The organism is Nostoc sp. (genome assembly GCF_036919575.1).
Lineage (GTDB): Bacteria > Cyanobacteriota > Cyanobacteriia > Cyanobacteriales > Nostocaceae > Nostoc.
The window spans coordinates 131,107-152,631 of record NZ_JBALBY010000082.1; the positions used below are offsets into that span (position 1 = coordinate 131,107).

17 protein-coding genes are annotated in these 21,525 nt (G+C 39.9%); 11 read left to right on the forward strand and 6 right to left on the reverse strand.

The genetic code is table 11. The features are described from left to right. Nucleotides 1-117: 117 nt before the first annotated feature. Nucleotides 118-246 (reverse strand): hypothetical protein, encoded by a 129-nt coding sequence (locus V7K27_RS21480; RefSeq protein WP_334950104.1) that lies wholly within the window; start codon nt 244-246, stop codon nt 118-120. A gap of 346 nt (nt 247-592) precedes the next feature. Here V7K27_RS21480 and V7K27_RS21485 point away from each other — a divergent pair, with 346 nt between their 5' ends. The 8 genes from V7K27_RS21485 to V7K27_RS21520 all read left to right on the forward strand — a co-directional run bounded on the left by V7K27_RS21485 (nt 593) and on the right by V7K27_RS21520 (nt 10,937). Then, nucleotides 593-733, forward strand: a complete 141-nt coding sequence (locus V7K27_RS21485; protein ID WP_334950105.1) for a microviridin/marinostatin family tricyclic proteinase inhibitor — start codon at nt 593-595, stop codon at nt 731-733. Nucleotides 734-1,001: 268 nt separating this feature from the next. Next, on the forward strand, nt 1,002-2,009 hold the full coding sequence (locus tag V7K27_RS21490; protein ID WP_334950106.1) for an MvdC family ATP-grasp ribosomal peptide maturase: 1,008 nt from the start codon (nt 1,002-1,004) through the stop codon (nt 2,007-2,009). A 59-nt stretch (nt 2,010-2,068) separates the two neighbouring features. Next, on the forward strand, nt 2,069-3,046 hold the full coding sequence (locus V7K27_RS21495; RefSeq protein ID WP_334950107.1) for an MvdD family ATP-grasp ribosomal peptide maturase: 978 nt from the start codon (nt 2,069-2,071) through the stop codon (nt 3,044-3,046). 219 nt (nt 3,047-3,265) lie between these two features. Next, complete coding sequence (locus tag V7K27_RS21500) at nt 3,266-5,362, forward strand: patatin-like phospholipase family protein (protein WP_334950108.1); 2,097 nt, start codon at nt 3,266-3,268, stop codon at nt 5,360-5,362. A 129-nt stretch (nt 5,363-5,491) separates the two neighbouring features. Then, the gene (locus V7K27_RS21505; RefSeq protein ID WP_334950109.1) at nt 5,492-5,896 is read left to right on the forward strand and encodes a hypothetical protein; all 405 of its coding nucleotides are present in this window, start codon (nt 5,492-5,494) and stop codon (nt 5,894-5,896) included. Nucleotides 5,897-6,408: 512 nt separating this feature from the next. After that, complete coding sequence (locus V7K27_RS21510; RefSeq protein WP_334950110.1) at nt 6,409-8,427, forward strand: ABC transporter ATP-binding protein/permease; 2,019 nt, start codon at nt 6,409-6,411, stop codon at nt 8,425-8,427. A 378-nt stretch (nt 8,428-8,805) separates the two neighbouring features. Further along, on the forward strand, nt 8,806-10,488 hold the full coding sequence (locus tag V7K27_RS21515) for a GUN4 domain-containing protein (protein WP_334950111.1): 1,683 nt from the start codon (nt 8,806-8,808) through the stop codon (nt 10,486-10,488). Nucleotides 10,489-10,526: 38 nt separating this feature from the next. Then, nucleotides 10,527-10,937, forward strand: a complete 411-nt coding sequence (locus tag V7K27_RS21520; protein WP_334950112.1) for a hypothetical protein — start codon at nt 10,527-10,529, stop codon at nt 10,935-10,937. 497 nt (nt 10,938-11,434) lie between these two features. Here V7K27_RS21520 and V7K27_RS21525 read toward each other — a convergent pair whose 3' ends face one another. The 5 genes from V7K27_RS21525 to trxA form a co-directional block, all read right to left on the reverse strand. After that, entirely contained in the window at nt 11,435-13,906 is a 2,472-nt protein-coding gene (locus V7K27_RS21525; RefSeq protein WP_334950113.1) for a hypothetical protein, read from the reverse strand. Between the two features lie 361 nt (nt 13,907-14,267). Continuing rightward, entirely contained in the window at nt 14,268-14,933 is a 666-nt protein-coding gene (locus tag V7K27_RS21530) for a nitroreductase family protein (protein WP_334950114.1), read from the reverse strand. 223 nt (nt 14,934-15,156) lie between these two features. Then, the gene (locus tag V7K27_RS21535; protein ID WP_334950115.1) at nt 15,157-16,269 is read right to left on the reverse strand and encodes an alkene reductase; all 1,113 of its coding nucleotides are present in this window, start codon (nt 16,267-16,269) and stop codon (nt 15,157-15,159) included. A 540-nt stretch (nt 16,270-16,809) separates the two neighbouring features. Then, entirely contained in the window at nt 16,810-17,604 is a 795-nt protein-coding gene (locus V7K27_RS21540) for an SDR family NAD(P)-dependent oxidoreductase (RefSeq protein ID WP_334950116.1), read from the reverse strand. A 129-nt stretch (nt 17,605-17,733) separates the two neighbouring features. Further along, on the reverse strand, nt 17,734-18,057 hold the full coding sequence (gene trxA / locus V7K27_RS21545; protein ID WP_292829099.1) for a thioredoxin: 324 nt from the start codon (nt 18,055-18,057) through the stop codon (nt 17,734-17,736). An 80-nt stretch (nt 18,058-18,137) separates the two neighbouring features. On the opposite strand from trxA, the gene V7K27_RS21550 reads away from it, so the two are divergent. The 3 genes from V7K27_RS21550 (at nt 18,138) to V7K27_RS21560 (ending at nt 21,511) form a co-directional block, all read left to right on the forward strand. Further along, on the forward strand, nt 18,138-18,488 hold the full coding sequence (locus tag V7K27_RS21550; protein WP_334950117.1) for an ArsR/SmtB family transcription factor: 351 nt from the start codon (nt 18,138-18,140) through the stop codon (nt 18,486-18,488). 36 nt (nt 18,489-18,524) lie between these two features. After that, the gene (locus tag V7K27_RS21555; RefSeq protein WP_334950118.1) at nt 18,525-18,662 is read left to right on the forward strand and encodes a hypothetical protein; all 138 of its coding nucleotides are present in this window, start codon (nt 18,525-18,527) and stop codon (nt 18,660-18,662) included. Between the two features lie 401 nt (nt 18,663-19,063). Then, nucleotides 19,064-21,511, forward strand: coding sequence for a two-partner secretion domain-containing protein (locus V7K27_RS21560; RefSeq protein ID WP_442947636.1), 2,448 nt, complete (start codon nt 19,064-19,066; stop codon nt 21,509-21,511). The last annotated feature ends 14 nt before the right edge of the window (nt 21,512-21,525 follow it).

Sequence of the window (21,525 nt, forward strand, 5' to 3'; positions counted from 1 at the left end):
ACGGATGGTGGATTAAATAACCTGTAACTCTGGTTTAGCGGTGTAATTCAATTGCGGCAATAATTCATCAAAAACTGTTTGAAGATGTAATAGCGAGAGCTATTGCTACCGCCCCCATCACCTCGATTCGCCTTGGGATAACCTAGCTAATTCACCAGTCGGCTCAACAATGCCGGCGATCGTATCATGTGCCAACAGGCTAAGTCGAGAAGACTGGAAAATATAGGGACTAGGGCGTGTTTTCAAAGTCTTAGATCCCCCCAACCCCCCTTAAAAAGGGGGGGAAAGAGTCTCTTAAAGTCCCCCTTTTTAAGGGGGATTTAGGGGGATCTAAAAAGTTAGGAGGCTAAACGAGCAGTTTGAAAACACGCCCTAGCAGGATAATCTAATCAAATAAAATTGCTACAGTTTGATATTGATTAGTTAATCTTCATAAAGAGTTAATAAATTTATCTTATGTGTTTGCTTAAATTTCCTAACTTTCTTAAATCTTAAAATAATTACTTCTTAACTGTCTTAACTGATCTTGAAAATATATTTAATTACTGATATATCTGTAGTTGAAAAAATAATTTCCTTTAAGGAAAACTCTATGCCTACAAACACAGTCAAAACAGTCGATGTTAGAGCGGTACCATTTTTTGCACGTTTCTTGGAAGAGCAAGCTACTGAAGGTGAAGGAACAGATGTTCCTTGGACTTACAAGTTTCCTTCAGATTTGGAAGATAAATAATTTATTTATTCTTTTAGATCTGAAAGTACCTTTTTGATCGGAAAGATACCTTGTAATTGGCTAAATCATAATTTAATAGAGTAGCAATTATTAAATAACTGAAAACTACTCATAGAAACGCGACCGCTTTCATATTACCTTTTTCATAACATGGAGGTGATTGCTTTTTCTAGTCCCCTAAATTCTTCAAAGATTTTTGGATATAGAAAGCAATTTGGTTGCTATTAGTTAATAGCTACCTCCTAAAATTATCAAAAAACTATATTTTATGCACCTGTCTCGTGATGTTGTTTTATTAATCACCCACAGTGGTGATTTCTTCACAATAGATAGAGTGGCAGAAGCCTTATCAAAAAAAGGGGTGCAACCATTTCGTCTAGATACTGATAAATTTCCTCTAGAAGTGCAATTAACAGCACATTTTGACAAGTCTAAAAGCCACCACACTATAGAATGTAACAACCGCTCTATCAGCACAGAGCAGGTGCAGGCTGTATGGATGCGCCGTATTTGGGAACCACAACTGAGTCAAGAATTAGCGCCAAAGTTCCGAGAAGCTTGCATTAGAGAATCACAAGCAACTTTAGATGGTTTTTGGGACAGTCTCAAGGGAGCTACGTGGGTAGATAATTTAGAGCGGATAGATTATGCAAGTAACAAGCTGCGTCAACTGCGAATTGCGTCTGAAGTAGGTTTTGTTATTCCCCAGACTCTTGTTACCAACAAAGCCCAAGCAGCACGAGAGTTTTTCGGGCAAGTCAAGGGCAAAATGGTAAGCAAGCTCTTAACTGCTCTTTCCCGCAGTATGGAAGCTAACTCTTCGTTTTTTCTGTACACCAACACCGTCAAGGAAGAAGACTTACAAGATGCCGAATCACTGCGCTATTGCCCAATGGTTTTTCAAGAGCAAATTCCAAAACAACAGGAATTACGGGTGGTGTATGTGAATGGTAATGTATTTGTGGGGGCGCTAAATGCAGATGTGTATGCAGCAGCCAAAGTTGATTGGCGTAAACCAGGTGTTGAGGTTGGCGCATGGCAACACCACCAACTTCCTGATGAAGTAGTTAGTCGTCTCAAAGCCTTTATGGGGAAATTTGGGCTGTTGTTTGGAGCGTTAGATTTCATCGTCACACCATCAGGCGAATACGTCTTTTTGGAAATCAACCCTGTGGGGGAGTGGGGAATGCTGGAAAAGGATTTAAACTTACCCATTGCAAGTGCGATCGCAGATGCCCTACTTCAAACAAAGAATGATCAAGAATTTAATATTTGATACTAGCCTGCGGCAAGCCACCCAAAAGGTGTCTACATACTTCATAGTTCATACTTTTTATGACCGTATTAATAGTCACGTTTAGTAAAGACAACGAAAGCATTCCTCTAGTCATCAAAGAAATTGAGACTAGAGGAGAAAAAGCATTTCGGTTTGACACAGACAGATATCCCACCGAAGTTAAGCTAGATATTTACTCCAGCGATACTGAACGGGTAATTATTACTGATGGCGAACAGAAACTAGATTTGAGTGAGGTATCCTCAGTTTGGTATCGGCGGATGCGCTACGGACAAAAAATCCCCGACTCAATGGACAAGCAATACAGAGATGCGTCAATTAACGAATGTCGCGTCACAGTCAGGGGTATGATTGCCAGCCTTCAGGGATTCCACTTTGATAAAATGTCCAATGTGGATCGGGCTAATAATAAACAACTACAATTGCAAGTTGCACGAGAAGTTGGTCTTGTAACTCCACGTACTCTGACTTCAAACAATCCAGAAGCAGTCAAGCAATTTGCTCAAGAGTGTAAGCAAGGTATAGTTACCAAAATGCTTTCTTCCTTTGCTATTTATGATCAGCAGGGGCGAGAAAACGTTGTATTTACCACTCCAGTTACAAATGATGATCTGGAGAATATGGAAGGACTGGGTTTTTGTCCGATGACCTTTCAAGAAAATGTACCCAAGGCGCTGGAGTTGCGGACAACTATTGTCGGACACCGCGTATTTACTGCCGCAGTAGATTCCCAAAGCTTAGAAGGATCTACTTACGACTGGCGCAAAGAGGGGAGAGCCTTAGTTAAAAATTGGCAACCCTACGACTTGCCAGAAGATATTGAGAAAAAGCTGCTCAAACTGATGGCTTATTTTGGCTTAAACTATGGAGCAATTGATATTATTGTCACCCCCGATGGTCGCCATGTATTCCTCGAAGTTAACCCAGTCGGGGAATTTTTTTGGATGGAGATATATTCACCACACTACCCCATTTCGCAGGCGATCGCAGAAGTATTACTGACTAATAAAAATTAGAGTATTCAGCCTTCCATATTTTTCTTGTCCTCTATCTATCCTATAGCTACTCAGTTAAAAAACACTTTGCAGTAGCATCCTTACGAAGAAAGTAGCAGATTCTGCATCTATATCACCTACCACTTTGAAACTTTTGAGTGAGATTTTTTTATTAACTTTATTGATATTAAATCCCTGATTTAAAATTATGAATTATTTACATTTGGAGATTAAATCCTTGTGATAAACCTAGTAAATACACAACCAGTTTTAACATTTGATGGGGTAAATGATTATATAGATTTTGGCAGAAATGATATTGGTGGCGTTTTCGCTCAAGGCAGTTCAGCTTTTACGGTTTCAGGATGGATAAATCCACATCAACTAACAAATAAATCTACTAGTTACGGGACACGCAATGTATTTTTTGCCCGTTCTTCAGAGAGATACAGCGATAATTTTGAATTCGGCATCAGTGAAACAGCAAACCTAGATGTCTACATTGATGAAACTGTTAGCAAGGGTATCAAAACCTTTGGGCAAGGAGAATTAACTATAGAACAATGGCACTTTTTTGCTATTGTTTTTAATAGTGGTCAGCTAGGTGTATACCTTGACGATCGTGAATATAACGATTCTCTTAGAGGTTCATCTTTAAACAAAGCCACAAGTTCTGTAACTCTGGGAGCAACGTTACACAAACAGGTATACTTCAAAGGACAATTAGCAAACATTAGCGTTTGGAATTATCCCTGTACTCAAGCACAAATCCAGACTCATCGTTGTGGGCTAATAGTCGGAGATGAAGAAGGATTAGTGGCTTACTGGAAATTAGACGAAGGGCAAGGTACAACTGTCAAAAACCAAACTGGAAAGTCCTATCAAGGAAATTTTCGTGGTAATCCTATTTGGACTTTAGCAGAAATTCCATTCGCAGCACAATCATCAAATCCAGTTCCATTTGCAGCAGAATCATCCAATCAAGAAGATATTCAAGAAGAGATCCAAACTGAGACAGCAGTTATTCTTGAAGAAAATATCTCACCACTAACCACAAATTTATTAGCAGCAACGGTATCGTTAGTAAGCAACGACGAAGACCAAGCAAAGGAAATTCAACAGACAGAAACAAACAGCGAAGAATCCGAGATTATTCCAAGCGCGATCGCTCTCAGTCCACATGACGAGGAAACCAAAACAGACCAAACTGAAGATCCCGTCAATATCCAACAAGCACAAATATTAACTCAGGAGGAATCGCCAGAAACCATGAATACAAAAGCCCGTCCCAAATATAAAATACTTTCCATTGATGGAGGCGGTATTCGGGGCATTATTCCTGCATTAATCCTAGCAGAAATTGAAAAGCGGACACAAAAACCTATATTCAGTTTGTTTGATTTAATTACTGGCACTTCCAGTGGCGGAATTTTAGCACTTGGACTAACGAAACCCCGATTAAGTTCCGATGTATCTGATAACTTGCCAGTAGCTGAATACACTGCTGAGGATCTCCTACAGTTATTTCTTGAGTATGGGGTAGAAATATTTTATGAGCCGTTGTTTGAAAGGCTACTTGGCCCATTAGAGGATATATTTCTCCAGCCAAAATATCCTTCCGAAAGTAAAGCAGAAATTTTCAGGCAATATTTTGGTAACGCCCCTCTAGAAAATAATCTTAAAGAAGTTTTTGTAACGAGTTACGATATCGAGCAGCGAATTCCGATATTTTTTACAAACAAACTAGAAAAACAGCAAATAGAATCTAAGAATTTTCAGAAGTTATGTGGCGGTTTTTCGCTCCTAGATGCAGCATTGGCAACTAGTGCCACTCCGACTTATTTTGCTCCTCATCGGATTGTAAACCCCCACAATAGCGGCATCGCCTATACTTTAATCGATGGTGGAGTATTTGCTAATAATCCAGCCCATTTAGCTATTTTAGAAGCACAAATTAGTAGTAAACGAAAAGCACAAAAAGTCCTGAATACAGAAGATATTTTAGTAGTTTCTTTAGGTACAGGTTCGCTGACGAGTGTCTACCCTTATAAAGAAGTCAAAAATTGGGGACTCTTACAATGGGGAAGACCACTTTTAAATATTGTGTTTGACGGTGGTAGTGAAGTGGTAGCTGGAGAATTAGAACAGTTGTTTGAACCTAGCGATCAAGAAGCTAAAAGTTTTTATTATCGCTTTCAAACATTGTTAGATAGTGAACTAGAAGAAATAGATAATACCAAACTCCAAAATACTCGTCAGCTACAAGCTATAGCCCATCGACTAATATCTAACAAAAGTCAACAAATCGATGATCTGTGTAGTCTTTTGTTGGGCTAAAATCAGATTTCTTATATCTTGCACAAACTAACTGGTGCAAGATGTAAGATTTTTAATTTCTTCACAAAAGAAATTAGTAATGACTCTCTTAGTCATGTTTTCACTTTATAAGGATTGTAGGTAAGTACAATGGATGAACTCGTCAAAAAAATTTCCGGTTTAGGGCTTCCTGGCATACTTTTCGTGATTGCAACGGCTGCATCAGGGGGTAATGTCGCCGCCGTTGTCGCTATGCTTTCATCGCTGGGCGGGCCTTTAGGTCTCTTAGGAGGTTTAGGCTTGCTTGGGCTGGTAGCCGTTCTAGGGGAATATATAGCGGGATTTGGAATTGAAAACGTTCTCAAGCTCATCTATACAGAACGTAGCAAAACTGAATCTGTCAGATTTCTTCTCAAAGAAATTCAAGAATTGCCCATTTCAGATGAGTTAAAACTCAAACTGAAACATCATATTAGCCCAGTAGTCGTTACTGAGCCTGACCAAGGACCTTTTCCGAGAACAGTCGAAATTGTTGATGACGAACCATTGATCTAGTGCATTCAATTTGATCCCCCCTAGCCTTACGCCAGTCGCTACCCTGCGTTAACGCTGACAGCGTAGCTTGCTTCCCCGTAGGGGTACAAGTTGGGAAACCCACTCACAGCGCTGGCTCCCCCTTAAAAGGCTACGGTGTACACACAAGTCAAATTACCCCCCTCAATCCCCCCTTAGAAAGGGGGGAAGCCAGAAATCTAGTTCCCTCCCCTTTACAAGGGGAGGGTTAGGGTGGGGTAAAAACCAGCTTTTTAAACTACTTCAAACTTGTGTGTACACCGTAGCCTTAAAAGGGAGGAAATTTAATTAAAGTCCTCCTTAAAAAGGGGAATTTAGGGGGATCTAGAAATCTCGAATACAACACCATAAAAGAAAGTTTTCAGACATTCTCTAAAAGGAAAAATGGCCTCTGAGTCTAACTTGATTCTCAAAGGTCATTTCAAAATTCCTAGTGTAATTAGTAACGGCTACATTATTCCTAGTGTAATTAGTAACGGCTACATTTTTAGAATATGCAAACTCCATCTGTGCGTGAGCAAAATACAACAAATCCTTTTTTAGCCTTGATTCAATTTTGTCAGGATGTAAAAGTAGTTGCTCAACCTTATTGGTATCCAACAAAAGCAGAAGGAAGAGCATTTTCAGATGTAATTCGCTCATGGGGAATGCTCATTCTCTTAGTATTATTAATAGTTATAATTGTCGGTGCAAATGCTGCAAATAGTTACTGGAATCGCCATGTAATTGATATTGTTATTGAACAGAGAGACCTTGATAAATATAATAGTACTTTATGGCTGTCCAGTCTCATTATTGTAGGGATGGTCTTGTTAGTAACTCTTTTGAGATATGTCAGAAAAAAAATAATTCTTGACTGGTACAAATGGCTAAATATTCATGTTTTAGAAAAATATTTAAGCAATCAAGCTTATTATAAAATCAATTTTAAATCTGATATAGATAATCCAGATCAACGCTTATCCCAAGAAATAGAACCCATTACTAGTATTGGCTTGAGATTCTCATCTTCTTTACTAGAAAAATCTTTAGAAATGGGAAGTTCTTTAATCATTCTCTGGATAGTTTCTTCACAAATTGCAATTTATTTAGTTATTTATACAATTGTAGGTAATTTAATAGCTGTTTACTTGAATCAAGGAATAAATAAAGTTAACCAAGAAGAACTTGCATTTAAAGCAGATTTTGCCTATTGCTTAACTCATGTTCGTAATCACGCTGAATCAATCGCTTTTTTTCAGGGAGAAAATGAAGAATTAAATATAATTAAACGCAGATTTAATAATGTTTTAAAAACTGCTGAACGCAGGCTGAATTTGGAGAGGGGACAAGACGCTTTTGGCAGAGCATATCAGTCTGCCATTAGCGTATTCTCGATGTTTATTCTTACACCTTTATTTCTTCAGGATCAAATTGATTATGGACAAATTAACCAAGCTAGTTTTGCTTGCTTTATGTTTTCTAATGCTCTAGGAGAATTAATAGCCGAGTTTGGAATTTCAGGACGATTTTCTAGCTATGTAAAGCGTTTAGCAGAGTTTTCAGATGCGTTAGAGGCTGCTAGTAAACAACCAGAGAACGTCAATACTATTAAAATTATAGAAGAAGAACGTTTAGCTTTTGAGAATGTCACTTTACAAACGCCAAACTATGAACAGGTAATCGTCGAAAACTTGTCACTAGCTGTTGGGCCAGGTGAAGGGTTATTGATTGTTGGCCCTAGTGGTAGGGGTAAAAGTTCTTTGTTGAGAGCGATCGCTGGTTTGTGGAATGCGGGAACTGGTCGTCTAGTGCGTCCTCCTCTAAAAGAAGTATTATTTTTACCGCAACGGCCTTATATCATTTTAGGGACTTTGCGCGAACAATTGCTCTATCCTCACACAGACAGGAAAATGAGCGATCGCGAACTTGAACACATTTTGCAACAAGTTAACCTGCAACACTTACTTACCCGTGTAGATGGCTTTGATACAGAAGTTCCTTGGGAAAATATATTGTCATTAGGAGAACAACAACGCCTCGCTTTTGCACGGCTATTAATTACACATCCTAGTTTCACTATCTTAGATGAAGCAACGAGTGCTTTAGATTTAAATAACGAAGGTAATTTATATCAACAGTTACAATCAACGAAAACAACTTTTATCAGTGTTGGACATAGAGAAAGCTTATTTAATTATCATCAATGGGTGTTAGAACTTTCACAAGGATCTAATTGGCAACTTGTTTCTATGCCAGATTATCAATTGCAAAAAGGAATTGCTGTTAACCCATCACAAAAGGAGCAAATTACGATAGATATTTACCCGAAAAATGAACTCAAAATAAAACTAGAATCAGCAGCAATAGCCACAATTATAGGACTTTCTCATAAAGAGCTTCAGATATTAACAGACTATTCTCTTACTACTATCAGAAGCAAGGCTAGTCAACAAAAGTCTGTGACTACTAAGGATGGTGTAACCTACCGCTATAACAAAAACCCGGAGGTATTGAAATGGGTAATAGATTAAGCTTATATGGTTAAAATTATCCCACAGTGCAAAGTGTGACTATTGGATGCGATCGCGATAATATAAGTATAAGTTGATGTGCAGCTAAATTGTATAACACGAAAACCCAAAAATATTGTAGTGCGGGCATCTTGCCCGCGTCCAATATACAAATTAAATACGCAACAGCTTAAGTTCAAAGCGAGTCCTAGAAAAAATCGGCATACAGCTTGTAGAATTACGAGAGAAAATACTGGTATTAAAATTATGCAAAACAGCTACGGTAAAATAATTTTGCCTGCTTTAAAAAGAACATCTTGACTTAATGTAATCACAAAAATCTTCAGGCGTTGAAATGAATAAGAGTTTAGTAACTATTTGTATATTTCAAAATAAGTGATGCTAACTAGAAAGCAAAAACAATTAGTTACTTATAAATCTATTACGATTTATGAAAAATATTACAATTTTCCTACCTTAAAAAATCCAAACCTAAAAAAAGTTCAACGAAAAATTAGAAAATGCCAAAGCTTAATTAAAGAAGGTACTAAATATCATTCTTATTTTTGGGGAATAATTAAATGGAAAAAAGAAATTAGTCAAGGAGAAACTTTAGCAGAGGTTAAATCATTAATTTCAGATTATACTCAACTTTTGGATTTTTTAGAAAATTATAAAAATAGTTATCAAAATTTTCTATTAAAATTTATAGATGACTGGAAAAATCTATTTAACCAAAAATATTATGAAATTAGAAAAGTAAATGAAGAAAGAAGTAAGCTAGAGATAAAGAATAATAAAGATTCTCAAATCATTGAGAAGTTAAAATGGGAAGAAGAAGAAAATTTAAAATCTATTTTGCTATTAAGTAATACTAACTTTTTAATATTAGAAAAAGTAAAGCTACTCAGTGAAGGAATTAAAAATTTAGCGGAAGATATCAAAAATCAAAAGCAAGCTATTCAGAAAATACTTAAAGATATAGAGGTGTATCAAGAAATTTATGAATACCAAGTCAGAGCTACAAAAATTCGTCAAGAAATCGCAAAAATAGCTGAAACAGCAATTAATCTAGAAAAGTCTCTACAAGATTACTTTAGTCCGTTTCAATCTTTAATAGATGATGTAGTAAAAGTAGATGCAGATTTTTACGCAATTGTAGGAGAAATTCAAAATTTAGCAAGTAGTACTCTAAATTCTCAAGTTAATTTATTAACGATACAAGATACTAGTACGATGTCTCATGACATCCTCAATTTATTAGTGGCAAGTTATGATAAAAAGTATAGACTGCAAGATGCTTTTTTTCAGTCAAAATTATTAGATTTGCAGGTTCATGACTTTGATCTAAGTAAAGATGAGATAACTTTAAATCAAGCGATTTACCTAATATCTAATTATATGTCTACTCAACTGGTTGCTCAAAAGAAAGTGCTAGGGATAGAAGAAACAATATCTGTTTCTGATTATTCTCAACTTTTTATCGAGAAAATAGAATTGGCGGAACAACCTAATAATGATATTGAGTTTCCCACAGAATTTAAAACTAATTGCAATATTGATTACAGTAAATTGCAAGACCTTCTTACACAGTACAAGTGGCAAGAAGCTGATATTGAAACAACTAAATTAATGCTACAAGTCATGGGCAAGAATGATTGGAATGAAGTTTATAAAGAAGATATTCTTAACTTTTCATGTCAAGCTTTTCATAAAATTGATCGACTTTGGCAACAATACAGTCATGGTTACTTTGGCTTTAGTGTTCAGCAAAGTATTTGGAACGAAATAGGCGGTCAAATAGATTATGAAACAGAAAAAAGACTTGGCGATCGCCTGGGTTGGCGAAAAGAGGGAAACTGGTTAAATTACGACCAACTAACTTTTAAATTATCCCCGATGACACCGATGGGACATCTACCAGTTAAATGGTTACATTATGACCAAAATATATTAGACATATCCCCACATTCATCTACAGCCGCCTTGTCAATGGCAGCTTGGCGAGTTGGATCTTGGCTAGTATGGCAGATGCATTTATTTTTTACTCGTGCCAAAACTTGTCATGAAACTTTACCATGAGTCAATCGCACATTATTTAATAATAGGGGAGAAAACCAATGAATAATATGAATTTATCTGATACAGAAATAGAAATTTTGCTTTTTGGAAAATGGCGTTTTAATACAAATTGGGAAAAAAATTCTATCGAATTTAAAGATAATATGACTTATGAGCAAACTAGAATTCAAACGTTTCTTTTATCTAAACCCAGCGAATTGATCACGGGTAATAAATTTACTGGTGTATGGCACGTAAATGATAGAAGATTATGTTTAATTGTTAAAACAGTTCCTAAATCATTTTTCAATTTGCAATTCCTGATATTATCTAAAGTAGATTTGGCAGATATGATAGCTAGCATCTACTCTATATTTATAACAGAGAATTATCAAGTTATTGAAATTAATAGATCAGAGTTTCTAATAAGCAATAAAAATCAGAGAATTGCTGGTATAAAAATCAATTAATACTTTTTGCCTTCTTGTAATATTAACTTAAAAATCTAGGTAACATATTAAGTCTGTGTAAATTTTTATAATACCGTATTTTGGTAGTATACTTCTTGAAATTAATTTACAATATTAATATGAATAATATTAATTTTATGGATAGAGAGCTTAAAAAAGCTTAGATATTGCAAAATTTATTGTGCTAACCTAGTGGTCTGTCAAATTCATTTTGACGGGTTGGTAGTGTGAGCGTCTCGCTCACGACGCGAGCAAGATGCTCGCACTACCCATCAATTTAAGCTTGACAGACTACTAGTTTAGTGCCACTAAGACTAACTCTAACTTGAATTTAAGTCGTTTTTACCTTACTAGGAGTTACGCATTGACAGACATAACCAAATATGCCTCACATCTCGTTACAAGGCAGCAGCCCAGGAACGAGGCAGGGCAAGACTTTTATCTTAATAAGCTTGATATACACATGATGCTCAATTTGTAAAGTGCGTAAGTCCTACTTACTTATGTATTCCTTTTGAATGGTTGGGCTTTCTGATAATGTGCATACCTAAAATTTTTAAAGTACTATTATTATGGTGGATAGTGAGTGATGTTAACTCTTGACCCAACACATAAAAGCTACCCATAATACTAACCCAATTGTACAGTCCGTTTTTTGGTCTGTTAAGCGTTATTGTCGCATTTCTTCGATCATTTGCTCCTTTAAGTATTAAAATACCACCAAAATTAAAACTACCCGATGCAATTAATTTGCTGCTATTAACGCTAGCCGTGATATTGGCAAAGGTGTAGCCTAAAAACTTGAGGCTTCCGGCAATACTGGCAGAATTATTGATATTACCGTTAGTTCCTTTACTCAGAGTGACTGTAGCGCCGTTGAAAGCTAAAATGCCAAAATTGAAATTACTTGTAGCTTGAAATCCGCTCTCGTTTAGGCTGATACCTAACGCGGTGAATTGTTTGCCTAAGAGAGTAACATCGCCTAAACCAAAAACCTTTTTATTAGTTAAATCAAGTTTAAAACTAGGAACATTGAGCTTTATAACATTGCCTAAATTAATAGCTACATTATTAATTGAAACGTTATGAGTGTTAAATGATAAAGTGCCGCTACCCAAGGATTGATTAAAAGCAATAATATTTGCTGTTCCTGTTGCGCTTTGATTCTTCAAATTAACTGTGAGGTTTGGAATAGTGAAAGTCAAGAAACCTGCTAAACTCAGCCGAACATTCCTCAGATTGACACTATTTTGAGTAACATCAAACATAATGCCTGCTAGGGTATTTCCAAAAACTGAAATTGTTCCTAAACCACTACCGCTACCAGATTTTATATCGAGACTCAGGGCATCAACATCAATACTCAATAGATTGCCTAAACTCAGATCAAAGTTTTTAAAGGTAGTATTGGTAGGGGTAATTTTAAATTCAACATTCGCAATTTCGTTGTTAAGAATTTCTAGATAACCATCTCCCTGAAGATACTGCTCACTAGGCGTTACCTTTAAAGATAAATCTAAACTATCGTCATCCGTTCCCTTAATTTTCAGAAATCCTAAATCAATTTCCAGAACTTTTAATGAACCAGAGATATTATTAAAAGTTTTATCTCCTTGAAGGATTAAGATTGCCTCATGCCCCCAAGCATTAATTTTGCCATTAATTTCTAAACCTTCTGATATCGCTTGAGCCGCAATTATTGTCGGAAAAGGAACATACTTAATTAAAGGATTGATTTTTCCGTCTCCATCCCCATCAATTGATTCGATATTTAAGTTTACTAAGCTTTCTAAAAGCCCTAGTGCTTTCTTAACTAAATCGGTTGAATAACCTACTTGTTTGCTAAGAAAGGAAGCGACTGGACCCCGCCACAAATCTATTAAGCTAACCGCTTGTTTGGGATTTAAAATTAAAGCTAATCTTTCAGGATCATTAGTGTCCATCAGAAAAGCTACCTCAAGGTCTGTTTTTTCCCATTTCAAATCACCAATGAAGCCAAAGTTATCGAAGTAAGGAGGTAAATACGTTCCGCCTCCTTGAAACCTGATATTGCGAAGTTCAGTTCCTACCAATCCATAGGGATTCAACCAAGATTTTTCACCTTGTTGAGAAAAGTATGCTGTTAAAGATTCGGGTTCGAGAGAGAGACTACCAGAGAGAAATAGCTTAGGTTCTTTTTCTTGGGTGGGATCGTAGCCTTGAAGAATCAAATTTCCAGTTAATCCGAAGTTTGGCTCTAAATCAGCCCCAATATTTAACCCTATGAGCAAATTATTAAAAGTAGCCTTAAATTGTTGCTGGGAAAATAGCTGAATATCGCCTGCAATATTACCTGTTAAGCTAACCTGTCCTGCCGGATTAAAGTTAATTATCGCTCCTAAGCACCCAATTCCTAAGCTTCGATGAATAAAACTGCTGAAATTTGTCTGGAGATTATTGAAATCAATATTTCCAATAAAGTTGAATCCTCTGCTTAAGTTAATACAACCTAATTTTGAATGGATAAAAAAATGTTCAATATCAGTGATAATTAGCTCTGCGTTGCTTAATTTTAAATCGTTGATAATAGGAAGTTTACTTGCTAGCTTACTAAAAATAAAATCCTCCTTTAATTTATATTTTAATGTGGTTTGCTTGCCAAAAACTAATTCAATATCTTGGTTATTTAGTAATCCTTTAAAGCTGATTTCAACTTCTTGATAACTTTTATAAGTTTTATATTTTGGTGCAGATATTCTAATTTCAGGTTTACCAAATATTTCAACAATGATTCTATCAAGCGCCACATTCATGTATGGAACTGTACTATGAATGCTAAAAAGTTTCTCTAAATTTAACTGCAAATCATGGTCAAAATCTAAATAAATTCCTGAACTGGACAAGACTAAATTTACATCATCCAAAAATTCAAGTTTTAATTTGATAGCATTAGGTAAGGGAATTATTGTGAAATCAATGCTATTAGCCATAAGGAAGTCGATGTAAATGTTTTTAACAGATTGGTTTAGAGGTTATTTCTAGCAAAGCGTTTAGAACCTCAACTCAAGTCTTTGCTGGCAAATCGTATTCTCAAAAAAACTTTGAATACCAATTCGTCAGAACTAGATGTGAAAGTTTCCCTGAATTTAGTAGAGCTTTGTCAATGAACCTCAGAGCTTTGTCAATGAACCTCAGAGCTTTGTCAATGAACCTCAGAACTTCGCCGATGAACCTCAGAGTTTCGCCGATGAACCTCAGAGCTTCGTCAATGAGTCTTTTAACTCCATTAACGAGGCTCAGAACTCCACTCTTTTACCTCTTGCTTCAGCCCAATGCCCAATTTAGGGAGAACTACCCTGCATAAGGATTACCAATTCTGTCTACAGAGACGTTGGAGGAAAATGGCAAACGACCTGGATTTAAGCGTGATTCTGCTGCATAGCCAACAGGAACTAAAACAGCGATCGCTAAATCTGGATTATCCCCAGCACCAATTACTTCCTTTACCTGATCCTCAATCCAACCATTCATAAAACAAGTGGATAATCCCAGACTTTCTGCCGCCAATACTAAATGGGTAGCGGCAATGATGGCATCTTTGATGGCATATTCGCGTCGCTTGTCGCCCAGCCCAGCTTGAAATTGCGGGACGGCGCTTTTAAAGTAGTTGACAGTGCCTTCATTCCATGCTCCAGTCTGAAGTCCCTGCTCTAGAATTGAAGTGAAGTTTTGTTCGCCGGCGTTCGGATCGGCAGCAAAGACAAAGGTTACAGGTGCTTGGACAATTTGCTGTTGATTAAAAGATGCTGCTGATAGTGCGGCCTTTTGCGCCTGATCTTGCACAAGAATAATTTGCCAGTCCTGGAGATTATAACTGCTGGGTGCAGCCACGGTTAACTCTACCAGTTGCTTGAGCAGTTCTGGGGCGATGGGGTCTGTTTTAAAAGTTTTGATTGCACGGCGTTTAGCGATCGCACTGGGTACATCTAAAGGTTGAGTTTGGGTGATGGAACTCATGAGATTCTCCTGATAGTTGAGCTATGACCAATTAAAGAAGTCGTTCGTCTGAAGCGATGCCCTGAGCTTTGTCGTTCGCGCAGCGTCTCTAAGAGTTGGGTATAGTTTTGTAACGGGGATAAAGACTCATTGCCACAAAACTTAAAGCCGTCCTTGATGACGGGGTTTTAGACCCATCTTTTTGATAATTCATAATTACGAATTACGAATTACGAATTACGAATTACGCCTTAGCTACCGGCTCGTTAGCAGCCGACCAAAATGGATAGTCTGTATATCCTTTTTCACCGCCACCATAAAAGCTTGCTTGGTTTGGCGGATTCAGTGGTGCATTGAGAGCCAAGCGTCGGGGTAAATCGGGATTTGAGATAAATAATGTGCCAAAGGCAACTAAATCTGCTGCTTTGTTTGCCAGTACAGCATCGCCTTTTTCACGGGTATAACCACCATTGACGATCAGTGTACCTGTAAAGCGATCGCGTATATGACTAGTAGGTACAATTATCCCACCATGTCTAATGTCTGCCTCTGTTGCCTCATAAATATGCAGATATGCCAAATTAAACTGGTTCAATGCTTGAGCCGCATAACCGAATGTCTCCAGGGGATTGGAGTCACCTATATCGTTAAAAGCCCCACTGGGAGAAAGACGTACTCCGACTCGGTTAGAATCCCACACATTAGTTATCGCCTCTGTCACCTCTAACAGGAATCGGGCGCGATTTTCAATCGAAGCGCCATATTTATCTGTACGTTGATTGGTGCGATCGCGCAGAAACTGATCTATTAAATAACCATTAGCTGCGTGAATTTCCACGCCATCAAACCCAGCTGCTAGGGCATTTGTCGCTCCTTGACGATACTGTTCGACTATCTGCGGTATTTCCGAAGTTTCTAAAGCACGGGGAGTAACAAAGGGTTTTGGCCCCTCAAAAGTTGAAGCTTCACCTTTAGGAGCAATAGCAGAAGGTGCCACAGGTAAAACTCCATTCGGTTGGAAGTCGGGGTGAGAAATCCTGCCTACGTGCCATAGTTGCAGAAAAATTCTCCCTCCCTGCTGATGCACAGCATCGGTTACTAACTTCCATCCCTCCACCTGTTCTGGTGAATGAATTCCTGGTGTAGCGGGATAACCCTGTCCTTCAGGAGTTACTTGTGTTGCTTCAGAAATAATCAGTCCGGCGGAAGCACGTTGGGCGTAGTAGGTAGCATTAAGTTGATATGGGACGTTTCCCTCACTTGCCCTATTTCGGGTTAAGGGTGCCATTACTATCCGGTTAGGTAATTCCAGATTCCCTAATTTGTAAGGAGAGAATAAGTTGATATCAGTAGTCATGTCGCTTTACTCCAATTCAAAATTCAAAATTCGCAACCCCACATCTGGGATTAAATAGACCACGCGGTAGGGGTACAGAAAAAGCTCATTGGTGTCAACTTAAGGTAAAACCCTTTTCAAACCTCGTTTCCAGCCTCAGAGTGGAAATGCTCTTCAATTGCGGCTCTGCCGCGAGTTACGGAGGCGGAGCCTCAAGGAGGGGCATTCCCAGTCTGAGACTGGGAACGAGATAAGAGAACAAGATAAGAGATCATCTCTAATCACTTGTTCTAGACTGGCTTTCACCTTAAGTTGTACACCCATGAACGAATGGCACTAAGTTAAGATACAGCCCTTGCCCTGACTGGAACAAGCCTCTAGGCTGGGAACCCATTCTGGGAGGCTCCGCCTCCAGTGGCTTGACCAGAGGCAGAGCCTCTCAGAATAGATTCCCAGTCTTAAGACTGGGAACGAGGCGACACAAGCCTTTAGGCTTTTCTTAGTGCCATTCCACCTATGAGCATTGGTGTGCCCTTACAACAGATGTGTGTGGTTCAAATACTAAACAATTGACCGAATAACGCCACCATCTACCCGCAAAGCTGCACCATTAGTTGCTGATGCTACGGGACTAGAAAGGTAAACTACGATCGCTGCTACTTCTTCATTAGTTGCAAAGCGTTTAATTAGGGAAGTTGGACGCACATTTTGGAAAAACTCACCCTCAACTTGATCTGCACTAATACCGCGTTCTTGCGCCAACTTGGTGATAAAGTCTTCAACTCCTTCTGATCGGGTTGGCCCTGGTAGGACGGAGTTTACTGTGACTCCAGTCCCAACTGTGATTTCTGCTAGACCTCGTGCAATGGCTAGTTGCGCTGTCTTAGTTGTGCCGTAGTGAATCATTTCCACTGGGATCTGAATGGCAGATTCGCTGGAGATAAAAATTATCCGTCCCCAGTTTTGGTCTAGCTGCTTTTGCAGATATTGCCGGCTCAAACGGACTCCACTGAGGACGTTAACCTCAAATATGTTTAACCAGTCTTCATCAGTAATATCGAAGAAGGTTTTTGGCTCATAAATACCTACATTGTTGATGAGAATATCAACGTGAGGAACTTTTTGAACGAGTTGTTCTACTCCTGATGCAGTGCCTGCGTCAGCAACCACACCAGAAACTTTCGCGTCGGGTGTACTTTGCTTAATTTTAGCGATCGCTTGGGCGACTCGTTCTTGGGACCGACCGTTGACAATCACTGATGCACCCTCTTGAGCTAGCCCAAGGGCGATCGCCAAACCAATACCTGCGGTTGAGCCACTCACCAGCGCGGATTTACCATGCAATTTCAAGTCCATTTCCCTCTTTCCCCGTTACTGAAACAGAATGCTCTAGGACTGGGGGAGAAGGGGGACAAAGAAGAATTATTGAAAAAGTCTCTCCCCACTCCCCAGTAGAGACGCGATTAATCGCGTCTCTCTCTTCAATTAAAGATGCTGTGCTAAGGTCTTATTCAAGGTAGTTTTTGGGACTGCCCCAACGACAGTATCGACCTGCCGACCTCCCTTAAAAACCATCAGCGTCGGAATACTACGAATTCCATAGTGGCTGGCGACAGTCGGATTTTGATCCGTGTTCAGCTTCACAAATTTCACCTGTCCTTCGTATTCAACAGCAACTTCATCGACGACTGGACCCACCATCCGGCAAGGGCCGCACCACGGTGCCCAAAAGTCTACTAAGACCGGAATCTCACTTTCTAAGACTTCTTGCTTGAATGTGGCTTCTGTCACATTTGTAATGGATGACATATATTGCCTTCCTAAATAATTCTATAATTCGATAATATCGAATAATAAAAATATATGCCACTTGATGAGATAATGCAACTATGAGATTTCTTTATCATCCAGATCGAAAAAATATTTCTTTACCGGGAGTGCTGTATGCATTGGGCGACCCAGTGCGGCTGGAGATTGTGCGGCTGTTGGCGACTGAGGGGGAACAATGCTGTGCGAGGTTTGATTTTGCGATCGCTAAGTCTACCATGTCCAATCACTTCAAGATTTTGCGGCAGTCGGGGATAGTCTTGACACGGAAATCCGGGACACATCGCATTAACATACTGCGGCGTGAAGATTTAGAGGTGCTGTTTCCAGGGTTGCTGGATGCGGTATTGAAAGCCGCTCAACCATTGCCTGTTGAACCCGCCAGTACTAAACAAACAGCTTCAATGATTTAGGGCATTGGGCATTGGGAATGATCTAGTGAAAAGTGTATGACTGAATCTCCAGAGGTTCTTGTCCAAGCCACAGGTTGGCGACGAAACGCCCAGGGGAAAATTGAGTTATTTGCAGATAAACCTTCTACTCAGGTGCAACAACCATTAACCTGTGCTGCTCTTCGCAAAATTTAACTAGAACGGTTTGGTTTAAGTCCCCCGGTTCAATAAAAAAGCAAGTTTTGTTATTTCTTGTCTTTATCCCCCTTACAAAACTGTACCCAACTCTTCGAGACGCTGCGCGAACGACAAAGCTCAGGGCATCGCTTCCGACTTCCGACTTCCGACCCAACGGCTACGCTCAGGGCATCGCTTCAGACGAACGACTTCCGACTTCCGACTTCTTTAATCATGTTATTAATCATGCAATTTCGGGAACTCTAACTTGAAATCAGTTAAAGGAAGTTTTTGGTATGAGAGCGATGTCTACGATGGTAACAGAGCTTTGCGATGCCCTGAGCTTGTCGAAGGGTCGAAGTGCGGGCTACGCCTACGCTTTTCTATCTACACTTACAACAGGCTTTTGGACTTACGGGATGGTGTTACCTGCGATACTCCTTTGGAGTCGCTGTGCGATCGCACAGGTGACATCGGATGCTACTACAAACACCATTGTCAACCCAAACGGTAATAATTTCACAATTCTTAATGGGATTGAAAAAGGTAATAATTTATTTCACAGCTTCAATAATTTCTCTGTCCCTACGGGTGCTTGGGCGAGATTCGATTTAATTAATACACCAAATATTACAACTATATTCAGTCGGGTTACAGGTGGAAATGTTTCCAATATTGATGGGTTAATTAGCACGCTTAATAGTAATAACGCGGTAAGTTTGTTTTTGATGAATCCTGCGGGGATTCTGTTTGGGGCAAATGCCCGCTTGAATATTGGCGGGTCTTTTGTGGGAACCACGGCGAATAGTATTAAGTTTAGTGATGGGACGGAATTTAGTGCCCTCAATCCGACTGCGACACCGTTGTTGACAATAAGTGTGCCGATTGGTTTACAATTGGGGCAAAACCCAGGGGGGATTACTGTCCAAAACACGGGACATCGTTTGATTGCCGGATTCACTCCTATAAAGCTGGGTAAGACTCCCACGGGCTTAAGCGTCACCACAGGCAATACCCTGGCATTAATAGGAGGAAGCATCACCCTAGATGGTGGTGTCTTACAGGCACCTTCTGGACAGATCGAACTGGGTAGCGCCAGTACCGGAACGGTGAATCTAAATCTCTCTACTGGCAAGTTTGACTATGCCAATATCCAGCAGTTTGGCGATATCCAATTGTCCAACCAAGCTCTAGCTAATGCCAGTGGTGCCCCTTCCGGTTCCATCCACTTTCAAGGTCGGAATATTAGCTTGACAGGCGGTTCTGGGGCTTTATTGGTGAACCAGGGAAATAAGGAAATTGGGGATATTGTCATCAATGCCAGTGAGTTGTTGGAGATGCGGGGAGTGGGGACTTTTGGCTTTGCCCAAAACTTTTTACGTTCCGATAATGCTGGGACTGGTGTAGGAGGCGATTTGGTCGTGTCTGCACCACGAGTGCAATTCTTGGATGGGGGAACTCTCGCCTCACGGAACTTTGGTGCAGGAACTGGGGGGAGCATCTTTGTCACAGCAGCAGATTCACTTGATCTGATTGGGTTTTCGCCAATTGGTACTACTGCGAGTGCGCTGACTACAAACACCTTTGGTTCTGGACGGGCAGGGGATATTCAAGTCTCAACTGGGACATTGAGGGTGCAGGCGGGTGGTATCATAGTAGTTACCAGCACTGGCATAGGGGCGGGTGGCAATAGCAACATTAACGCCACTAAATCCATCGAACTGAGCGGAGAGAACCCATTAAATCTGAGTTCCAGTGGGATTGTGGCGAGTGCAGGTAGCTCAGGGAATGCAGGTCAAATTACGGTCAGCACCCGCAGACTCAACGTGCAGGATGGTGCAATTGTAGGTAATTCCACCGTTGCCAGTGGTAATTCAGGCAATTTAGTTGTTAACGTTTCTGACTCCATTGAAGTCAGTGGTGTGGGTACTCAATCGGGTGTCTCCAGCAGGCTTGTGACCAATGCTGAGATCCGCCCAAATGCCTTCCGACAGCAGTTTGGATTACCACCTTTTCCTACAGGCACGGTAGGTGACCTGACCATCAACACCTCACGCTTGCAGATTACAGATCGTGGCACGGTGGGGGTGGAGCATCAGGGGATTGGCAATGCGGGCAATCTTTACGTTAATGCCGAAAGCATTGTCCTCGATCGCGCTGGCAGCATCACAGCGGCTACTAAATCCGGTGAGGGTGGCAATGTTAATCTGCAAGTTAATACCTTAGTTATGCGTCATGGTAGCAACGTGACTGCAACCGCAGGTGGCACGGGTAACGGTGGCAACATTCTGATCAATTCACCCATTATTCTGGGCTTAGAAAACAGTGACATTATTGCCAATGCTTTTCAAGGTAAAGGCGGTAACATCAACATCACCACCCAAGGCTTGTTCGGACTCAAATACCGCGATCGCCTCACAAGAGAAAGCGACATCACCGCCAGTTCCCAATTTGGAGTGAGTGGCACTGTTCAAGTTAATACTATTGGTGTTGATCCAAATTCCGGCTTAGTGGAACTACCAGCAAATGTCACCGACCCATCGCAGCAAATTGCTACAGGCTGCGCGGACGGTGAAGGCAGCCGCTTTGTAGCGACGGGGCGGGGTGGAATACCCCAAAATCCAACACAAGAAGTGAAGAGCGATGTCTACGACGGGCTACACCTACGCACTTGGTCTGACATCCGCGACATCTCTGCATATCGCAAAACCGGGGAAGTTACAGCCCAAATCCCTGAATCTCCTGAGGTTCTTGTCCAAGCTACTTCCTGGCATCGCAATGCCCAAGGCAAAATTGAGTTAGTTGTAGATAAACCTTCTACTCAGGTGCAGCAACCATTAACCTGTGCTGCTCTTCCCAAAATTTAATCATGTTATTAATC